A 19,553-nucleotide genomic window follows, 5' to 3' on the forward strand; every position below is an offset into this window, starting at 1 on the left:
GGGGCCATGACGGCGCGAGGTGAAGTAGTGGTGGGACGGGAATACCGGGGGATGTCAGCCGAGCAACGGCTGGCCGACCGAAGAGAGCGGTTGATCACTGCCGCATATACGTTGTTCGCCAATCCAGGCTTTCACGGCACGACGATCGAGCGGCTCTGCGCGACCGCCCGCATCTCGAACCGGGCGTTCTACGAGTGCTTCTCGGGCCGGGACGATCTCATGCGCGCGGTCTACGACCGCTGCGTCGACGAGACGCTCGCGTCCGTCTCGGCGGCCATCGAGCAGGCACCGCCCACGCTGGACGACCGCATCGTGGCGGGCATCGGGGAGTACGTCCGGTTCGTGACCAAGGACGTCCGGCGGGCGCGCGTGATGCACCTGGAGGTCCGCCGCGCGGGGGACGTCCTGAGCGTCGCACGGCAGCGCTCGGTGCACAAGTTCACCGGTGTGATCGAGCGAGCCGTCCACGACGTACGGCACCGGCCGACGCTGGAGCCGCACCTGCTCTCGCTCGGCCTGATCGGGGCCATCACGGAGCTGCTCATCGAATGGGTGCTGACCGACCCCGCACCGCCCGTGGACCGGCTCGTCGCCACGGCCATCCACATCTTCCGCAGCTCGTTCGAGACGTGACCTCGGGACGGCGGGACCGGGATCAGATCCACCCCATGTCCTGGGCGGCGCGGATCGCGGTGATGCGGTTACCGGCCCCCAACTTGCTGATGGCGTTGGACAGGTAGTTCCGTACGGTCCCCTCGGTGAGGTGCAGCGAGGCGGCGATCTGCGCCACCGACGCGCCCTTCGCCGCCAGGGCGAGGGCGTCGCGCTCCCGCTCCGTCAGCGGGCTCTCCCCCGCGGTCATCGCGGCGGCCGCCATCTCCGGATCCAGGTAGCGGCCGCCCGCGTGCACCTTACGGATGGCGCCCGCCAGCTCGTCGGCCGACGCGTCCTTGGGCACGAACCCGCGCACCCCGGCCGCGAGCGCCCGGCGCAGATATCCGGGCCGCCCGAAGCTGGTAAGGATCAGCATCGCCCTGCCGGGGAGGCTCTCCGCGACGGACAACCCGTCCATGCCCGGCATCTCGACGTCCAGCACGAGCACATCCGGCTCGTGCTCGCGTACGGCTTGGGCCACCGCGTCGCCCCGGCCCACCTGGGCGACGACCTCGATGTCGGGCTCCAGGCCGAGCAGCATCGCGACCGCCTGCCGGATGAGCCGCTCGTCGTCGGCGAGCAGGACGCGGATCACGCGCCGACCTTCGCGGGAACCGGGGCGACGGCCCGAAGGACGAACTCGCCCGACCCCGTGGGCCGGGCGTTCAGCGTGCCGCCGACCGCCGCCAGGCGCTCACCCAGGCCAGCCAGTCCGCTCCCGACATCCTCGACCGCCCGCCGCGCGACCCCGTCGTTGCGCACCTCGAGCACCGCCTCCTCCTCCGAGTGACGCACGGTGATGTCACACCGAGACGCCGAACTGTGCCGCAGGATGTTGGTCGCCGCCTCACGGACCACCCACGCGAACACCGCGGCCACGTCGTCCGGCACCCCACGGTAGGGCAGGTGGAGGTGGCAGCTCACCCCCGCCGCCTCCAGCACTCCGCGTATCGCCGCCAGTTCGGCGCCCAGGTCGAGCGTCCGGTAGCCGCGTACCGTCTCCCGCAGCTCGCGCAACGCCGTACGGGCCAGGCCGCGTACCTCGGCCATCTCGTCCCTGGCCGCTGCCGCGTCCTCGGCGGCGGACAGCCGTACGGCGAGCTCGCTCTTGACCGCTATGGCGGAGAGCTGGTGGCCGACCAGGTCGTGCAGGTCGCGGGCGAACCGCAGCCGCTCCTCGGCCACGGCCAGCCGGGCCTGCGCCTCGCGACCCGCGTGCGCCTCCTCGGCGAGCCGCCAGATCCACACCCAGAGCCGGTTGGTCCAGGGGAAGAGGGCGCACATCACCACGTAGTAGAAAGCCACGCCGGCGATCACACCGGCGACGCTCGCCTCGTCCGTCGGGAAGGTGGGGTCTCCCCCGGCCAGCGTCGAGATCACGGCCAGAGGGATCACCACCACGGCCGTACCCGCCCCGAGTGCCACCGCGGCCTTCTTGGACAGCCCGACCGCGGCGATCGACAGCCACGCCAGCGGCACGAACCCCCAGCCCAGCATCTGGGATCCGCCCACGACCATGACGAACAGGGAGAGGGGACCGGACGCCACGATCTCGCGTCGCGCGTAGCGGTGGTCCAGGACCGCGCCCGTGATCCGGAAGAAGAGCCAGCTGAACACGGCCAAGCCGACGACGGCGGGCAGGACGCGGTGCCAGCCGGTCGTGTCGGTGGCGAACCCGGCGAGCACGGCGACGCCCACGACGAACCAGACGGCGACCAACGTCACGTTCAGCGTCCATCGGACGATCTTGCGTGCGCGTCCGAGCCCATCAGCCACCATTTACTCCACTTTATCGAGACGTGACCACATCGCGGAGCCGGACCCGCGCCCCCGTACGGAGCACAGCCCGCTCGTAGATCCGGGCGGCCAGCAGCACGACGCCCACGACGGCCAGGACCATCAGCCCGGCGGAGACCAGCACCTGCCAGAAGGGGATCTCCGCGGCGGCCGACCGCACCGGCATCACCATCGACGAGAACGGCGGGACGTACGAGGCGATCGTGGCCACCACGCTCGTGGGCTCCGTGACGGAATAGAAGGCCACACCGTAGGACGCCATCATCGTCATGGTCATCGGGGTCAGGACGTTGCCGACCTCCTCCTGCCGGGAGACGAGCGACCCCAGCGCGGCGGCGAACGCGGCGAAGAACGTGTAGCCGAGCACGAACCACACGACCACGCCGGCCACGATCCCGGCCATCCCCGGCGGGAAGTCGACCGCCAGCCCGGAGGCCAGCGCGCCGCCCAGGCCCGCCACCAGCACCGCGACCAGGTTGATCAGGCCCACCGCGCCCAGGCCGAGAATCTTGCCGCCGAGGAGCTGCCAGGGCCGTACCGAGGTGAGCAGGATCTCGACGATCCGGCTGCCCTTCTCCTCGACCACGCCCATCGCGACCATCATGGGCGTACCGATGATCAGCATGAAGAGCACGATCACCAGCACGACCGCGATACCGGACCGGGTCTTCTGGTACCGCGTGTCCGCGCCGACCGACTCCATGGCGAGCGGGGTGATCTTCACTCCGGCCGAGCCGATCTGGGCCTCACGGTTGGCGCTCTGCAGCAGCAGACCGAGCTGGTCGTCGATCTCGCCGTCGGTCAGCACCCTGGTACCGCCGACGAGGGCGGCGTCCACGTCGCCGTCGAGCACCGCCCGGCGGGCCCCGGCCTCGTCGGCGTAGTCCTTCCACTCGATCGGCGTGTCACCCCAGACCGGCAACTTCTGGGAGGAGACGACACCCACCCGGTACGAGTCCGGGCCGCCCAGGAGCTTGGGCGCGAACGAGATCGCCCCCACCAGCAGCACCATGATGACGAGGCCGACGACGAATCCCTTCGACCGCACCTGGGTCCGGATCTCGCGCCCGGCCACCAACAACAGCCCGTTCACGCCACGGCCTCCTTGAAGATCTCGGTGAGCGTCGACCGCTCGACCCCGAAGTGTTCGACCCGCCCCCCGCTCATCGCGGCGCGCAGGACCCGCTGGTCGTCGTCCTCCGCCGTGACCAGCACGTCACGGCCGCCTTCGACGGTGAGCTCGCCGGGCAAGCCGTCCGCCCATCCCGGCGTGGGGTCGGCGACGACCACCCGCAGCTTGCGCCCCTCGGCCGCCCGCAGCTCGTCCACCGTGCCGCTCGCCACCATCCGCCCGGCGGAGATGATGCCGACCGAGTCGCACAGCCGCTCCACCAGATCGAGCTGGTGGCTGGAGAAGATCACCGGTACGCCGCCCCTGGCGCGCTCACGCAGCGCCTCCGCCAGGGCGTCCACCGCGATCGGGTCGAGCCCGGAGAACGGCTCGTCCAGGATGAGGACGTCAGGATCGTGGACCAGTGCGACGGCCAGCTGCACCCGCTGCTGGTTGCCCAGGGACAGCGACTCGACCGCGTCCTTCGCCCGCTCGGTGAGCCCCAGCCGCTCGACCAGCTCGGCGGTCGCCTTCCGGGAGGCCGCGGGCGACAGCCCGTGCAGCCGCCCGAAGTAGTCGATCTGCTCGGCGACCCTCATCTTCTGGTACAGGCCGCGCTCCTCCGGCATGTACCCGAACCGCCGCCGTTCGGCGAACCCCAGCGGGCCGCCCCTCCAGCGGACCTCGCCGGCGTCGGCCTGGAGAACCCCCATCACGATGCGCATCGTCGTGGTCTTCCCCGCGCCGTTCGCGCCGACGAACCCGAACATCTCGCCCGGCCGTACGGCGAAGCTCACCCGGTCGAGGGCCACCTTGCCCGTCCCGAACGTCTTGCGCAGTTCTTCTGTCTCCACCATGTGATCGATGATGTCCCGCCCGGCCCGCTGACCAGAAGACGTCGATATCAGCGCTTACGGATGACATCTGTCATCTCAGGACGATGCCGGGACAGTGGTCAGGCGAGAAACCGCGGGAGGGGGATTACGAGAGGGTTGACCGGCTTAACCGGTCCACGAAAACTGAGTTCCGATCAGGAGAACCCATAATCTACCCGTACTTTCACGGAGCCGCCCATGACCGGCCCTGCCTCTCCGGCCCTGGTGGGCCGCGACGCTCAGTTGCGCGCCCTCCTCGACGCCATCGACAGCCCACCCGCGGTGATCCTGGTGCAGGGCGAGACGGGCATCGGCAAGACGCGCCTGGTGCGGGCGGCGATCGAGCGGCTGCGCGCCGACCGCCGTATGGTGCTGCTCGGTCATTGCCACCAGCTCAGGGAGCCGTTCCCGTACGGCCCGGTGTTCGACGCGCTGCGCCACGCGGCCGCCGTGCTCCCCTCCGGCGGCCGGCTCAATCCTGTGACCGGGGCACTGCGCGGCTACCTGCCCGAGTTGGTCGAGCACCTGCCGCCCGTCCCCTCGCCGCCGCTCAACGACGTACGTGCCGAGCGGCACCGCCTGTTCCGCGCCGTGCACACGCTGCTCACCGCCGCCGCGCCCGCCACGCTCGTCGTCGAGGACCTCCACTGGGCCGACGACGGCACCCGCGACCTGCTGCGCTTCCTCACCGACCAACCGCCGGAGGACCTGACGCTCGTGGTGACGTTCCGCAGGGAGGACCTGCCCGTGCCCGACCTGCCGTTCGGCCACGCCTACCGCCGCCAGCCCGGTGTGCGCAGCGAGGTGATCTCGCTGGCCCCGCTCGACGTCCACGCCGTACGAAGCCTGACCAGCGCGCTCCTCGGCGGCGCCCCGGTGCCGCAAGCCTTCGCCACCAGACTGCACGAGCGCACCGCCGGAGTGCCGTTCGTGATCGAGGAGGTGGTGCGCTCCTTGCTCGACGGCGAGGGCCGGCTACCCGGCGGCGAGGAAGCACCCGGGGTCCTCGACCGCACCCCCGTGCCACTGCTGCTGCGCGAGGCGATGACCGAGCGGCTCGACGGGTTGTCCCCCGCCGCCCTGCGCGTCGTCCACGCGGCGGCCGTACTCCGGATGCCCGCCGACGAACCGCTGCTCGCCGCGGTGTCCGGCGCCCAGGACGGCGCCCACTTCGGCGGTCGCCCCGACTCCGACACACCGGACGCGGGCGCGCACGAAAGCGGCCTGTCGGAGGCGCTGAAAGCGGGCGTCCTGCTTGAACACCCCGACGGCCAGTACGGCTTCCGGCACACCCTCGCCCAGCAGGCCGCCTACGACGCGATCCGGGGGCCGGATCGGCGGCTCATCCACCGGCGGGCGATGGCCGCGCTCGCCGCGCTCGACCCGCCACCACTGGTCCAGCTCGCCTACCACGCCAGGCGGGCGGGCGACCTGGACGCCTGGCGGCGCCACGGTGAGGCGGCCGCCGACCACGCCGCCGCCGTCGGGGACGCGCCGCTCGCGGTCGAGGTGCTCGAAGGGATGCTGGCCGACCCGAAGCTGCCGCGCGACGCCCGCGGTCCGCTCGCGCTGCGGCTGAGCAGGGTCGCCGTGATCGGCCTGTCGTACCGGCGTGTCGTGCGGCTGCTGCGGCACCTGCTGTCGGACGACTTCCTGTCCCGCCACGTCCGCGGTGAGGCGCGGCTCAACCTGGGCGTGCTGCTGGCGAACCAGGCGGGCGCGAACGCGGCGGGACGGCAGGAGATCCTCGCCGCGCTGCCCGACCTGCGCGACCGGCCCGATCTGGCCGCCCGCGGCCTGGCCCTGCTGGGGCTGCCCGCGTTCGGCGGCGAGCCGCTGGCCGCCCACGAGGCGTGGATGGACGAGGCGGAGAGGCTGCTCGCGTCCGTCGAGAACCAGGACCCCGAGCTGGCGGCCGCCGTCCAGGCCAACAAGGTCAGCATGGCCATGCTGGTGGGCTCGCCCGCCGCGTTCACGCTCGCCTCCGCGCTGCCGGAGAGCCATCCGTCGGCGGCGGTGCGCAGGCAGGCGGCGCGGGCGTACTCGAACCTGTGCGACGCGGCGATGGCGCTCGGCCACTATCGCGCGGCCGAGAAGTTCGCGGCCGACAGCAGGAGGATCTCCGACGAGAGCGGCGCGTTCTACACGATGTACATGCTGGATATGTCGGCGATCAGGTTCGACTGGCTCACCGGACGGTGGAGGGGGCTGCGGGAGCGCGCGGCCGCGGCGGTGGAGGTAGCGGTGGAGGCGCCGCTGCTCGCCGTGGAGGCGCGGCTGGTGCTGGGTATGCTCGCGCTGGCCAGGGGCGAGTGGCAGGAGGCCGGAGAGCAGCTCGAAGCGACGGGCCTGCGTGACCGGGACGGGGAGTTCATGCCCGCGACCGCGCCGGCGTCCGCCGGCCTGATCGAGCTGCATCTGGCCCGCGACGCGCTGGACACCGCGCTGTCCGAGACCGAATGGGCGCTGGGCCGGCTGCGGCGCAAGGGCGTGTGGGTGTGGGGCGACCAGGTCGTCCCACCGGCGGTGGCGGCGCTGCTCAGGGCCGGACGTGGGGGCGAGGCGGCCGACCTGGTGGCGGAGTTCGGAGCGGGCATCGAAGGCACGAGCGCGCCGTCCGCGTTCGCGGCGCTCGACCTGGCGCGCGGCGCGCTGGCCGAGCACGAGGGCCGGGGCGAGGAGGCTGCGGGACACTACGCGCGGGCGAACACGGCCTATGAGGGGATGCCCCGCCCGCACGCGGCCGCGCGGGCGGCGGAAATGGAGGCGGGTGCCCGCCTCGGCTTCGGCGAGCGTGAGGAGACCGGCAGGCTCATCGCCAAGGCCGTCGAGCGGTACACGGCCCTCGGCGCCACCCGCGACGCGGCCCGCTGCCGCCGCCTGCTGCGGGAGATCGGCGCGGCCGGACCGGCGCGCAGACCGAGGAAGACGGGCGGCGTCCTGTCCCCCCGAGAGGCCGAGGTGGCCAGGCTGGTGGCGCAGGGCCGCACCAACAGGGAGATCGCCGAGGTGCTGTTCCTGTCCCGCCGCACCGTGGACACCCACGTCGCCCGGGTGCTGCAGAAGCTCGGCGTGCGCACCCGCAACGACGTGCGCGAGCCCCGGCCGGACGACCGGCCGGGGCCCGACTACTAGCCGGAATCAGACGGTGATGCTCCAGGAGTCGAGGTAGCCCTCCGCACCGAGGTAGACGTCCTCGATGTCGAGCACCCATTTGCCGGACGCCTGCTGGTTCACGGGGATCGAGAAGGTCTTGGTGCCGTAGGGGACGCAGGTCGTGCCACCGTACGCGTCCACTATGTACCAGGTGCCATTCGGGCCCCTGAGCCAGATGTCCAGGTCCTCACCACACTGGTGACTGATGGTGATGGACAGCTTGACCGGCGACACCGCCGAGCCCGACGCCGTCGAGGTGATCGTGCTCTGGGCGTTGTCCCAGTCGTAGATCTGGACGTCCGTGTTGTTGGTGAACGTCCTGCCGCCCGAGGTGCCCTGGACGGTCAGTGTGTACGTGGCGGTGTGGGTACCGGTCTCACCGGTGCCCGTCACCGTCACGGTGTACGTGTCGGCCGGTGTGGTGGCCGAGGTCGAGATCGTCAGGGTGGACGAGGCGCCCGACGTCACGGACTGCGGGGTGAAGGAGGCCGAGGCCCCGGTCGGCAGGCCGCTCGCGGACAGGTTCACCGTCTGCGCGGTGCCCGCCGTGGTGGTGGTGCCGATCGTGGTCGTGGCCTGCGCGCCCGCCTGGACCGTCCCGGACACCGGGTTGGCGCTCATCGAGAAGTCGCGGCTCGGCGTGGTGGTGCCGACCGACTGCTTCCAGACCGCGTACATGGCCGCGTCGGCCGCCCGGTCGAGGATGGTGTCGTTGATGTTGCTCGTTGTGTCGCACGAGGAGTGGTAGCAGGAGTCGTACGCCCGGCCCGCGGTGCCGCCCCACTTGGTCGCCTGGGCCGACGTCTTGGTGTAGCTCGCGCCGGCCGCCACGCCGGAGCTGGCAATGCCCGCGTTGCTGAAGGAGGCGTCGTCGGAGCGGCCCACGCCCTCAGTGTCCTCCTCGGGCTGCAGGCTCAGCGCGTCGTAGAACTCCTTCAGGTACTGCGCGGCGGTGGTGGAGATGTTGTTGATGAAGTAGCCGCCGTTGGTCGAGCCCACCATGTCGTAGTTGTAGTAGACCTTGATCTTCGACCGGTCGGTGGAGTTTAGTGAGTTGACGTAGAAGGCCGAGCCGTTCAGACCCTGCTCCTCGTCGGTCCACCAGCCGAACCGCACGTGCTTGGCCAGGGTGGGGTTCTTGCTCGCCATGGTCAGCGCGACCTCGAGGAGGGCGGCCGAGCCCGAGCCGTTGTCGTTGATGCCAGGGCCGGCCGAGACGCTGTCGAGGTGCGCGCCGGACATGATGACCTGGTTCTCGTCACCGCCGGGCCAGTCCGCGATCAGGTTCGGACCGGCTCCGCTGGTGCATCCCGAGGTGCAGCTCTGCCTGGTCACGGTGTAACCCGCGGCCTTCAGCCTGTCCTCGATGTACGTCACCGACTGCAGGTAGCCGTTGCCGGTGGACCTGCGGGTGCCGCCGTTGCTCGTGGCGATGCTCTGGAACTGCGTCAGGTGGCTCTTGACGTTGGTGAGGCTGACGTCAGGCGGCTCGCTGCCGCTGACCGACCCCACCTGCAGGGTGTAGGTGGCGCTGTGCGAGGTCGAGCCGGTTCCCGTCACCGTGATCGAGTACGAGCCCGTCGCGGTGGAGGAGGCGACGGACAGCGTCAGCGTCGAGGAGCTGCCCGAGGTCACCGATGACGGGTTGAAGGAGGCCGTGACGCCGCTGGGCAGGTTCGTCGCGGTGAGGGCGACCGTCTGGGCGGAGCCCGAGGTCGTCTGCGTGTTGACCGTGACCGTCGCCTGCCCGCCCGGCTGCCCGCTGCCGGAGGACGGGTTGAGCGATAGCGAGAAGTCGTTGCTCGCGGTGCCGCAGGCGGGCTCGTTCGACTCCGCCGCCACGCTGACCGCGTTCCACGCCGCCTTGGTGGTGTTGCACTCGGCACTGTTGGCGCCGAACAGCTCGATGGCCGCCGCCACGGACGCGGCGCGGACGTTGGTGTAGCGCCACGTCGATGTCTTACGGCCCAGCGCCCCCATGTAGATCTTGCCGGCGTTCTGGATGCCGACGCCGGTCACCGACGACGGCCCGCCGGAGCAGACCGGGCTGGACGGCTTGCCGCCGCCGGGGTTGCTGCCCTCGGCGAGCAGGTAGAACCAGTGGTTCAGCGGCCCGGCCGCCGAGTGGACCTCGGTGTTCGGGATCGAGGACGAGTAGCAGTTCGGGTCGCCGAGCGCGCTCGGGTTGTACATGTTGCGGATCGGTCCGTCGCCGACGAGATCGACCTCCTCGCCGACCAGATAGTCCGGCGGATCGTTCGGGTTGTTGGCATAGTGCTCGGTCAGCACACCGAAGATGTCGCCGGTGGCCTCGTTGAGCCCGCCGTTCTCGTTGCTCGATCCCGCGCCGCCCGAGGTCGTCTGGAAGATCGCGTGACCGAACTCGTGCGCCACGACGTCGATGTTCGTGGCCTGTCGGGCGTTGTCCTGGCTGTGGCCGAAGTTGGTGGTGCTGCCGTCCCAGTACGCGTTGACGTCACTCAGCCCCACCCTGACGGGGAAGCCGTTGCCCGAGCCGTCGATGCCGTTGCGGCCGAGCCAGTCGCGCAGCATGTCCCACTCGCGCTGGACGCTGTAGAGGGCGTCCACACAGGCCGTCTCCAGGTTGGTGCCCGAGCCGTTACCCCAGGAGTCGTCCGTACCGGTGTAGGCCGAACCGTTCTGACCGCCGCACTTGATGCCGGGCCTGCTCGTGTCGGTCATCGAGTACGAGTTGCCCGAGCCGCTCGTGCCGACGGTGACCTGGCCGTAGTAGTAGCCGTTGCCCGTACCCTCGCGGACCAGGTCGACGGCGTCGGCGACCTTGCCGGTCTGGGCGTCCACGTAGACGCGCTGGACGCTGGGCTTGCCGTTGGCCAGGCCTGAGACGGTCGCCTCCCACGCGAGCCGCGGCATCTCGCCCCAGGCCAGCACGACCAGGCGGGGCTCGGTGGAGTCGTCCACGCGGGACAGCCGGGACTTCGCCACCGCGCCGGCCCGCGCGACGCCGATCTTGGGGGTGGTCGGGACGTCGGCCGTGATGGTTCCCGTCGCCGCCACGGTGTCGCGGACGTGTCCGGCGGCGTCGGTGACGACGACCGCGTCGCCGCCGACCGTCGGCAGCCCCTTGTACGTGCGCTCGTAGGCGACGAAGTGCATGTCGCCCGCGCCCGGCGTCACCGCCGTACGGCGGTATGCCTCGTCGGGTCCCTTGCGCAGCTTGTCGAGGCCATCGGCGACGGCCTTGTCCGCTACTGCCGCAGCGGCGGACGCTGGGTCCGCCTTGGCGATCGACGCGGGGTCCGCGGTGATGCGCACGGGGGCCTTGTACCGGTCTTTCGAGGGGCCCGGTGGGGCGGCGCTGGCCGGTGCGGCCAGCATGACCATCGACGCGGCGGTGGCCACGCCGACAGCGGCCGCGAGTAGGCGCTTCACGCTGTCGTGCTCCTTTCGGCGGTTTCCCGGACCCGACCGCCGGTGGGCGCGCACGACCGGCGCGTTGAGGACCATCAGGCGACGAGACGGGGAATTGGGGGGGTGAAAGAACATGACATGTCAGTGAACGAAGGCTTTCGTTCACTGCCGCCAGACGCTAAGCCCCGCTCCACCGCGTGGACATCCGTATCGCCATCGGTAAGCGATACCGATAATTCGACGACGCTGGTCACACGCGATCGCTGCTCCGGCCCCGAGCCGCGGGCCCGCTAGCGCAGGAAACGTCCGGAGCCGGGTCGGGGGTCGCCACCCGGCAACGGTCGATGTCAGCGATCAGGACGGCACCGGCCGTGTCGCTACGCTGATCCGTATGACGCGTGCTGACAACGACAAGCCGGTCGTCCTGTCGAAGATCTATACCAAGACAGGCGACGACGGCACCACCGCTCTCGGGGACATGAGCCGTACGACCAAGACCGACCCCAGGCTGGCCGCCTACGCCGACGTGGAGGAGGCCAACGCCGCCATCGGAGCCGCGCTGGCGCTCGGTCCGCTCCCCGAGGACATCACCACCACGCTGACCCGGGTGCAGAACGAGCTCTTCGATCTGGGGGCGGACCTGTGCACCCCGGTCACGGAGAACCCCGAGTATCCCCCGCTGCGGGTGGAGGCGTCCTACATCACCTGGCTGGAAGAGCAGTGCGACCGGTTCAACGAGGAGTTGAAGCCGCTGCGCAGCTTCATCCTGCCCGGTGGAACCCCCGGGGTCGCGCTCCTGCACCTCGCCCGCACGACGGTACGCCGGGCCGAGCGGTCCACCTGGGCCGCGCTGGAGGTCCACGAGGACATGAACCCGCTGACGGCGAAATACCTCAACCGGTTGTCGGACCTGATGTTCATCCTGTGCCGTGTCGCGGCCGCCGGCGACGAGATCCTCTGGGTCCCGGGATCGACTCGGCGTTGAACAGCGCTCGCTCCGCTGCCATGAACGCTTACGGTGCGCAACCATCACGCTCGGGGCGCGGCGGGGAAGTAACCGACGAGCGAGTGGGCGAGGAACGAGTCCCGAGCGAGGAGGGCACGAGCCGACTTCGGGCGCCCCGAGCCCGCGCGAGCGAAGCGAGCGCCGTAAACGCGGCTACGCGGCGTCGAGGTGGGCGCTGGGTGGGGCGGATTCGAGCCAGGCGAGGAAACCGGTGAGGGCGTCCTCGCTCATGGCGAGGGCGAGCGCGCCGCGCTCGGCCGAGCACTCGACGGTCCAGTAGCCCTCGGGCCCCTCACCGGTGCCGAGCCTCCTGCGCCGGGAAACCGTGAGGCCGCGCCTCGCGATTGCGTGGCGCGGCCTCAGGCGGAGTCCGAAGAACGGGATCCAGTGCAGCTCTCCCCCGGCGTAGCGGGCTACGCCGGCTTTCCAGCCCTGGTTGCCCGTGCGTACCCGACAGACGACAGTGCCCCGGCTCCGGGCCAGGGCGATACCGCGTACGACGAGGAGGGCAGCGACAAGAGATACGCCTGCGAGAACGTCGAGCGCCGTCATCGCCGCCCTCCTTCACAAAAGAATCAAACCTCTTCCCCGGCTGCGCGCAGCCGGGCCCTGGCACGCTTGGCCGCGAGACGGATGTCCGCGTCCTCCTGGCCGGCCTCGATCGAGGCCTGCGCCCGCTGCAGCGCGTCCCGGGCGGCGGCGACGTCGACCTCGGAGCCGAGTTCGGCGGCCTCGGCCAGGATCGACACATCGTTGTTCGCGACCGAGATGAACCCGCCGTGGACGGCGGCCACCAGGTCACTCTCGCCGCCGCGCTTGACGCGCAGCACACCGCCCTCGACGAGAACGCCGAGCACAGGAGCGTGTTCCGGCATAATACCGATCTCGCCGTCCACGGTCTTCGCAATCACCATGTCGGCTTCGCCCGACCAGATCTCACGTTCCGGCGACACGACGCCAACGCGAAGCTTTGCCACTTCTGGCTCCCTTTCGATAGACGCCTGTACGGCTCACGCGGAGCCGTACAGGCGTCGGAGGCGTCTTAGCGCTCGAGTTCCTTCGCCTTCGCGATGGCCTGGTCGATGCCGCCCACCATGAAGAACGCCTGCTCGGGCAGGTGGTCGTACTCACCGGCGCAGAGGCCCTTGAAGGAGGCGATGGTCTCGTCCAGCGGCACGAACTCGCCCGGCTGGCCGGTGAACGCCTCGGCGGCGTACATCGGGTGCGAGAGGAACCGCTCGATACGGCGGGCCCGGTTGACCGTGACCCGGTCCTCCTCGGAGAGCTCGTCGATGCCCAGGATGGCGATGATGTCCTGCAGTTCCTTGTACTTCTGCAGGATCCGCTTGGTCTCCTGGGCCACCGCGTAGTGCTCGTCGCCGACGACCTGCGGGTCGAGGATCCGCGAGGAGGAGTCGAGCGGGTCCACCGCGGGGTAGATGCCCTTCTCCGAGATCGGACGCGAGAGCACCGTCTGGGCGTCGAGGTGCGCGAACGCGTTGTGCGGCGCCGGGTCGGTGATGTCGTCCGCGGGGACGTAGATCGCCTGCATGGAGGTGATCGAGTGACCGCGGGTCGAGGTGATGCGCTCCTGGAGCACACCCATCTCGTCGGCCAGGGTCGGCTGGTAACCCACCGCGGACGGCATACGGCCGAGCAGGGTAGACACCTCGGAGCCGGCCTGGGTGAACCGGAAGATGTTGTCGATGAAGAGCAGCACGTCCTGCTTCTGCACGTCGCGGAAGTACTCCGCCATGGTCAGAGCGGACAGGGCGACCCGGAGACGGGTGCCCGGCGGCTCGTCCATCTGGCCGAAGACGAGCGCCGTGTCCTTGAGGACGTTGGCCTCCTCCATCTCCAGCCAGAGGTCGTTGCCCTCACGAGTGCGCTCGCCGACGCCCGCGAACACCGAGGTGCCCGAGAACTTCAGCGCGACGCGGCGGATCATCTCCTGGATCAGAACGGTCTTGCCGACGCCCGCGCCGCCGAACAGACCGATCTTGCCGCCCTTGACGTACGGCGTGAGCAGGTCGATGACCTTGATGCCGGTGGGCAGCATCTCGGTGCGCGACTCGAGCTGGTCGAACGCCGGGGACGGACGGTGGATGCCCCACTTCTCGGTGACCTGGAGCGACGCGGTCGGCACGTCCAGCGCCTCGCCGAGGGCGTTCCAGACGTGGCCCTTGACGACGTCGCCGACCGGCACCGAGATCGGCTTACCAGAGTCGGTCACCGCGGCGCCGCGCACGAGGCCGTCGGTGGGCTGCATGGAGATGGCCCGGACCAGGTTGTCACCCAGGTGCTGGGCGACCTCCATGGTCAGGGTCTTGGTCTCGTCGCCGACGGTGACGTCGACGTTCAGAGCGTTGTAGATGTCCGGCATCGCCTCGACGGGGAACTCCACGTCGACGACGGGACCCGTGACGCGCGCCACGCGACCAACGGTGGCCACGGCGGTCTCAACAGTCATTGTGGTTACTCACTCTTTCCCCGCTGCGGCGTCAGCGAGCGCGTTGGCGCCACCGACGATCTCGCTGATTTCCTGGGTGATCTCGGCCTGCCTCGCCTGGTTCATCTGCATGGTGAACACGCGGATGAGCTCGTTGGCGTTGTCGGTCGCCGACTTCATGGCCCGGCGACGCGAGGCCTCTTCCGACGCCGCGGACTGGAGCAGCGCGTTGAAGATGCGCGACTCCACGTACCGCGGCAGCAGCGAGTCGAGCACCTCTGCGGCGTTCGGCTCGAACTCGAAGTACGGCGGGATCGTGTCGGTGGACTCGGCCTCCGACTCGACGACCTCCAGCGGCAGGATGCGCCTGACCACGACGTTCTGCGTGAGCATCGAGACGAACTCGGTGGAGACGATGTGGATCTCGTCGATCCCGTTCTCCTCCTTGAACGACTCGATCAGCGTGTCGGCGATCGCCTTGGCGTCGGCGTACGACGGCCTGCGCGAGAAGCCCTCCCAGCGGCCGCCCATCTTGCGACTGCGGAAGGTGTGCCAGGTGACACCCTTGCGGCCGACGACGAACGGCACGGCGCGGATGCCGCGCTCCTCCAGGAGGCCGCGCAGGGCCTCCGCCTCACGGAGGATGTTGGCGTTGAAGCCGCCGCAGAACCCGCTGTCGCTGGTGACGATCAGCACGCCCGCGCTGGACGGCTTCTCCTTCTCGACGGTCAGCGGGTGATCGACGCTCGCCGTGTTGCTGACGACGCCGGACACCGCCCGCGTGATCTCCTGCTCGTACGGCACCGCCGCCTGCATGCGCTGCTGCGCCTTGACGATGCGCGACGACGCGATCAGCTCCTGCGCGCGGGTGATCTTCGCCGTGGACTTGACCGACTTGATCCGCCGCCGCAGCAATCTCAGCTGGGCACCCATGGGCTACTTCTTCTCGGTCTTGCGGACGTGCTTGACGATCTTCTCCTGGCCGACCTCTTCGGCCTCCAGGGCCTCGACCGGGACGTCCCTGACCAGCAGCTCACCCGACGAGGTGGTGAAGCCCTTCTTGAACTCCGTGATCGCGTCCTTGAGGACGGTGATCGTGTCGTCCGAGAGGTCCTTGGTCTCGCGGATGCTGTCGAACACACCCTTGGCCTGGCTGGACAGGTAGTCCAGGAACTCGCCCTCGAAGCGGCGGATGTCCTCGACCGGGACGTCGTCCAGCTCACCGGTGGTGCCGGCCCAGATGGAGACGACCTCCTTCTCGACCGGGAAGGGGCTGTACTGCGCCTGCTTGAGCAGCTCGACCAGGCGCTGGCCGCGCTCGAGCTGCGCCTTGGACGCGGCGTCGAGGTCGGACGCGAAGGCGGCGAAGGCCTCCAGGTCGCGGTACTGGGAGAGCGCCAGACGGAGCGTGCCGGCGACCTTCCTCATCGCCTTGCTCTGCGCCGAGCCACCGACTCGGGAGACCGACACGCCGACGTTGATGGCGGGGCGGACACCGGCGTTGAACAGGTCGGTCTCGAGGAAGACCTGGCCGTCGGTGATGGAGATGACGTTGGTCGGGATGAACGCCGAGACGTCGTTGCCCTTGGTCTCGATGACCGGGAGACCGGTCATCGACCCGGCGCCCATGGCATCGGAGAGCTTGGCGCAGCGCTCCAGCAGACGCGAGTGCAGGTAGAAGACGTCACCGGGGTACGCCTCACGGCCCGGCGGACGACGCAGCAGCAGCGACACGGCGCGGTAGGCGTCGGCCTGCTTGGTCAGGTCGTCGAAGACGATCAGGACGTGCTTGCCCTGGTACATCCAGTGCTGGCCGATGGCCGAGCCGGTGTAGGGGGCGAGGTACTTGTAACCCGCGGGGTCGGACGCCGGAGCGGCGACGATGGTGGTGTACTCCATCGCGCCCGCCTCCTCGAGGCGGCCCTTCACCTGGGCGATCGTGGAGCCCTTCTGGCCGACGGCGACGTAGACGCAGCGGACCTGCCGGGTCGGGTCGCCGGAGAGCCAGTTCTCCTTCTGGTTCAGGATGGTGTCCACGGCGATCGCGGTCTTGCCGGTGCCACGGTCACCGATGATCAGCTGGCGCTGGCCACGGCCGATCGCGGTCATGGCGTCGATCGCCTTGATGCCGGTGGCGAGGGACTCCTTGACCGGCTGGCGCTGCACGACCGACGGGGCCTGCAGCTCCAGGGCGCGGACGCCCTCGGACTCGATCGCGCCCTTGCCGTCCAGCGGGTTGCCCAGCGGGTCGACGACGCGGCCGAGGAAGTTGTCACCGACGGGAACGGAAAGGACCTCGCCGGTGCGGCGAACCTGCTGCCCTTCCTCGATCTTGCTGAAGTCGCCCAGGATAACGACACCGATCTCCCGGACGTCCAGGTTCAGTGCCAGGCCACGCGTGCCGTCCTCGAACTCGAGCAGCTCGTTCGCCATCGTCGAGGGCAGGCCGGAAACATGGGCGATGCCGTCGCCACAGTCGACGACGGTCCCGATCTCCTCGCGCGCGGCACCTTCCGGCTCGTACGCCTGGACGAAGCGCTCAAGCGCGTCCCGGATCTCGTCCGGCCGGATCGTAAGCTCCGCCATCTCTCTTCTGTCTCCCTATTCGCCTAGCCGGCCAACCGGCGGCGGACTTCTTCGATACGTCCAGCGATGGTGCTGTCGATCAGATCGTCACCGATCTGGACCGAGAACCCACCGAGCACCTTGGGATCCACCTCGACGTTCAGGTGGACGTCACGGCCGTACGTGTTGCTCAGCCAGGCGGCGAGGCGCTGCTTCTGGCCATCGCCGAGCGGTACGGCACAACGCACCAGCCCGACCAGACGCTGCCGCTGCTGGGCGACGATCCAGCCGTACTCGTCGAGGCCTGCCTCCAGGCTACGTCCTCGCGGGTGTGCGGAAAGCTGCGTGACCAGGCGCAGGGTGGAGGGCGCGACCTTGTCCGCCAGCAGGCCGGCGAGCAGCTCCCGCTTACGCTCCCCCGGAACGGCGGCGTCGCTCAGCACGCGCCGCAGATCCGGGTTCGCCGCGAGGATGCGGCCGAACCGGAACAGCTCGTCCTCGACGTCGTCGAGCCGACTCTGGCTCTCGGCCTCGGCCGCGCTGGCCACCACCGACAGCCGCTCCAGGGCGTCGGCGAGGTCACCGCTCCGCGACCACTTGGCCTCGACGGCCGCGACCGTCGTCTCCAGCGCGGGCTCGCTCACCTTGCCGGCCAGCAGCGCCCGTACGGCCTGGGCCTTCTGCTCGGCGGGTCGCGAAGCGTCGGAGAAGCCGCGGCGCAGCCCGTGCTCGCGGTCGAACAGGTCGGCCACCGCGCTGAGCTCATCGGCCAGCGTGCCCAGGTCGGCTGACCCGGCCACGCTGTTGAACCGCTCTTCGACCTCTGCCAGCGAGGCCCTGCTCAGGCCGCGCATCAGCGGACCGCCTGCGACGTTCCCTCGAGCTCCTCAAGGAACCTGTCGACGACGCGCCGCTGGCGGGCCTCGTCCTCAAGGGACTCGCCCACGATGCGACCGGCGAGGTCGGTGGAGAGGCGGCCGATCTCGCCGCGCAGCTGGGCGAATGCCTGCTGCCGGTCGGCCTCGATCTGGGCGTGGGCGGCCTGGATGAGGCGGCGAGCCTCCTCCTGGGCCTCCTCGCGCAGCTCGGCCTTGATCTGGGCGCCCTGCTCGCGCGCCTCTTCCCGCAGCCGGGCCGCCTCCTGACGGGCCTCGGCAAGCTGGGCGCGGTACTGCTCCAGCGTGCGCTGGGCCTCGGCCTGGGCGTCCTCGGCCTTCTTGATGCCGCCCTCGATCGCCTCCGTACGCTCGTTCAGCGTCTTCTGGATGCGCGGCGTCAGGATCTTCCCGACGACGACGAGGACGAGAAGGAACGAGAAGACGCCGACGACGAGCTCGTACAGGTGCGGCATGATCGGGCTGTTGCCCTCAGCCGCGAGAAGCGTAGCTGCCGCTTTCATGGATGCAGCCTTCCGTCAGGGGTCTTCCGTCAGTAGATGAACGGCGCAACGAGGCCGATCAGTGCGAGGGCCTCGACGAGAACGAAGCCGAGGAGCATGTTCTGCCGGATCAGGCCGTACGCCTCGGGCTGGCGCGCGATGGCCTGAAGGCCGTTGCCGAAGATGAGACCGACGCCGATGCCGGGGCCGAGGGTGGCAAGCCCGTAACCGATGGAACCGATGTGGCCAGTGACCTCAGCGAGAACGCTCATTGCTTTTCCTTTACTGGACGGCCGGTGCAGGGTGTCACCGGTCTGGACTAGGCGGGAAGGGGTCTTAGTGCTCGGCGTGCAGGGAGCCGCCGATGTACATGGCGGCGAGCAGCGCGAACAGGAAGGCCTGCAGGAACTGGATGAACAACTCGAAGCCGGTCATGGCGATCGTGAAGAGAACACCCAGCACTCCCACCGGCGCTCCGAGCGGGGTCAGCTTCTCGAAGAGGAACCAGAAGCCGACCATGCTGAAGAACGCGAGGATGATGTGACCGGCGAACATGTTCGCGAACAGTCGCACCGCGTGCGTGAAGGGGGCGACGATCATGTTCGAGAGGAACTCGATCGGAGCCAGCAGGAAGTAGATCGGCTTGGGCAGCCCGGGCGGGAACATCATGTTCTTGAAGTAGCCGAGCGCACCCTGGTGCTTCATGCCCAGGAAGATCTTCATGCCGTAGACCACCAGCGCCAGCACGATGGGGAACGCGATGTGCGAGGCGACCGGGAACTGCATGACGGGGACGACGCCCATCAGGTTCCAGATCCAGACCAGGAAGAAAAGGCTGAGCAGCAGGCCCATGTAGCGATCGGCGTCCTTGCCCAGGAACGGGCGTGCCACCTGGTCCCGCACGAACATGTAGCCGTACTCGCCGATGTTCTGCACGCCCCGCGGCACCAGCTTGGGGTTGGCGAAGGCCGACCAGCAGAAACCGATGACGACCACCGAGCTCAGGAGAGCGAGCAGCACCGGCTTCGTCAGCCAGAAGGGAGCCCCGTCCCAGAGCGGGGGGAATTCGAACAGTTCAAGCCCCGGGGCCTTGAACTCGTCGGCGGCGAGAACCGTCAGCGCGCTCACGCGGCGTTCCCTTCAACGTGGTGATGGATCAGAATGGCTTG

Annotated in this window: 17 protein-coding genes; 3 read left to right on the top strand and 14 right to left on the bottom strand. The window is 69.7% G+C overall.

The genetic code is table 11. The annotated features are described in order from the left end of the window. The first annotated feature begins 51 nt into the window (after window positions 1–51). On the top strand, window positions 52–633 hold the full coding sequence (locus tag IMZ11_RS00325) for a TetR/AcrR family transcriptional regulator (RefSeq protein ID WP_228636698.1): 582 nt from the start codon (window positions 52–54) through the stop codon (window positions 631–633). Window positions 634–655: 22 nt separating this feature from the next. On the opposite strand, the gene IMZ11_RS00330 is transcribed toward IMZ11_RS00325, so the two are convergent. The 4 genes from IMZ11_RS00330 to IMZ11_RS00345 are packed head-to-tail and all read right to left on the bottom strand — an operon-like array spanning window position 656 to window position 4,419. Next, window positions 656–1,249: a response regulator transcription factor gene (locus IMZ11_RS00330; RefSeq protein WP_061254870.1), complete on the bottom strand. Its 594-nt coding sequence runs from the start codon at window positions 1,247–1,249 to the stop codon at window positions 656–658. After that, entirely contained in the window at window positions 1,246–2,433 is a 1,188-nt protein-coding gene (locus IMZ11_RS00335) for a sensor histidine kinase (protein ID WP_228636699.1), read from the bottom strand. The genes IMZ11_RS00330 and IMZ11_RS00335 overlap by 4 nt, the downstream gene beginning before the upstream one ends. Before the next feature lie 10 nt (window positions 2,434–2,443). Continuing rightward, window positions 2,444–3,544, bottom strand: a complete 1,101-nt coding sequence (locus tag IMZ11_RS00340) for an ABC transporter permease (RefSeq protein ID WP_061254872.1) — start codon at window positions 3,542–3,544, stop codon at window positions 2,444–2,446. After that, entirely contained in the window at window positions 3,541–4,419 is an 879-nt protein-coding gene (locus IMZ11_RS00345) for an ABC transporter ATP-binding protein (protein ID WP_228636700.1), read from the bottom strand. Before IMZ11_RS00345 ends, IMZ11_RS00340 begins: the two co-directional genes overlap by 4 nt. 216 nt (window positions 4,420–4,635) lie before the next feature. On the opposite strand from IMZ11_RS00345, the gene IMZ11_RS00350 reads away from it, so the two are divergent. Then, window positions 4,636–7,572, top strand: coding sequence for an AAA family ATPase (locus tag IMZ11_RS00350; RefSeq protein ID WP_228636701.1), 2,937 nt, complete (start codon window positions 4,636–4,638; stop codon window positions 7,570–7,572). A 6-nt stretch (window positions 7,573–7,578) separates the two neighbouring features. Here IMZ11_RS00350 and IMZ11_RS00355 read toward each other — a convergent pair whose 3' ends face one another. Continuing rightward, window positions 7,579–11,007 carry a M28 family peptidase gene (locus tag IMZ11_RS00355; RefSeq protein WP_228636702.1) on the bottom strand — a complete coding sequence of 1,143 codons (3,429 nt, stop codon included), beginning with the start codon at window positions 11,005–11,007 and terminating at the stop codon, window positions 7,579–7,581. A gap of 370 nt (window positions 11,008–11,377) precedes the next feature. On the opposite strand from IMZ11_RS00355, the gene IMZ11_RS00360 reads away from it, so the two are divergent. After that, entirely contained in the window at window positions 11,378–11,971 is a 594-nt protein-coding gene (locus IMZ11_RS00360; RefSeq protein ID WP_228636703.1) for a cob(I)yrinic acid a,c-diamide adenosyltransferase, read from the top strand. A 174-nt stretch (window positions 11,972–12,145) separates the two neighbouring features. On the opposite strand, the gene IMZ11_RS00365 is transcribed toward IMZ11_RS00360, so the two are convergent. From IMZ11_RS00365 to atpB, 9 genes are all read right to left on the bottom strand, one after another. Continuing rightward, window positions 12,146–12,544, bottom strand: coding sequence for a DUF2550 domain-containing protein (locus tag IMZ11_RS00365; RefSeq protein ID WP_061254882.1), 399 nt, complete (start codon window positions 12,542–12,544; stop codon window positions 12,146–12,148). Window positions 12,545–12,567: 23 nt separating this feature from the next. Further along, window positions 12,568–12,969, bottom strand: a complete 402-nt coding sequence (locus tag IMZ11_RS00370) for a F0F1 ATP synthase subunit epsilon (RefSeq protein WP_061254883.1) — start codon at window positions 12,967–12,969, stop codon at window positions 12,568–12,570. A gap of 65 nt (window positions 12,970–13,034) precedes the next feature. After that, complete coding sequence (gene atpD, locus IMZ11_RS00375; protein WP_228636704.1) at window positions 13,035–14,462, bottom strand: F0F1 ATP synthase subunit beta; 1,428 nt, start codon at window positions 14,460–14,462, stop codon at window positions 13,035–13,037. Window positions 14,463–14,471: 9 nt separating this feature from the next. Next, on the bottom strand, window positions 14,472–15,374 hold the full coding sequence (locus IMZ11_RS00380; protein ID WP_061254885.1) for a F0F1 ATP synthase subunit gamma: 903 nt from the start codon (window positions 15,372–15,374) through the stop codon (window positions 14,472–14,474). 3 nt (window positions 15,375–15,377) lie between these two features. Continuing rightward, the gene (gene atpA / locus IMZ11_RS00385) at window positions 15,378–17,027 is read right to left on the bottom strand and encodes a F0F1 ATP synthase subunit alpha (RefSeq protein ID WP_228636705.1); all 1,650 of its coding nucleotides are present in this window, start codon (window positions 17,025–17,027) and stop codon (window positions 15,378–15,380) included. A 23-nt stretch (window positions 17,028–17,050) separates the two neighbouring features. Beyond that, a complete protein-coding gene (locus IMZ11_RS00390; RefSeq protein WP_228636706.1) occupies window positions 17,051–17,860 on the bottom strand; it encodes a F0F1 ATP synthase subunit delta in 810 nt (269 codons plus the stop codon). Further along, window positions 17,860–18,405, bottom strand: a complete 546-nt coding sequence (locus tag IMZ11_RS00395) for a F0F1 ATP synthase subunit B (RefSeq protein WP_228636707.1) — start codon at window positions 18,403–18,405, stop codon at window positions 17,860–17,862. Before IMZ11_RS00395 ends, IMZ11_RS00390 begins: the two co-directional genes overlap by 1 nt. A gap of 29 nt (window positions 18,406–18,434) precedes the next feature. After that, window positions 18,435–18,656: an ATP synthase F0 subunit C gene (gene atpE / locus IMZ11_RS00400; RefSeq protein WP_228636708.1), complete on the bottom strand. Its 222-nt coding sequence runs from the start codon at window positions 18,654–18,656 to the stop codon at window positions 18,435–18,437. A gap of 64 nt (window positions 18,657–18,720) precedes the next feature. After that, window positions 18,721–19,512 carry a F0F1 ATP synthase subunit A gene (gene atpB / locus IMZ11_RS00405; protein ID WP_228636709.1) on the bottom strand — a complete coding sequence of 264 codons (792 nt, stop codon included), beginning with the start codon at window positions 19,510–19,512 and terminating at the stop codon, window positions 18,721–18,723. Between the last annotated feature and the right edge of the window lie 41 nt (window positions 19,513–19,553).

This window comes from Microtetraspora sp. AC03309, from assembly GCF_020826795.1.
GTDB classification, from domain to species: domain Bacteria; phylum Actinomycetota; class Actinomycetes; order Streptosporangiales; family Streptosporangiaceae; genus Microtetraspora; species Microtetraspora glauca.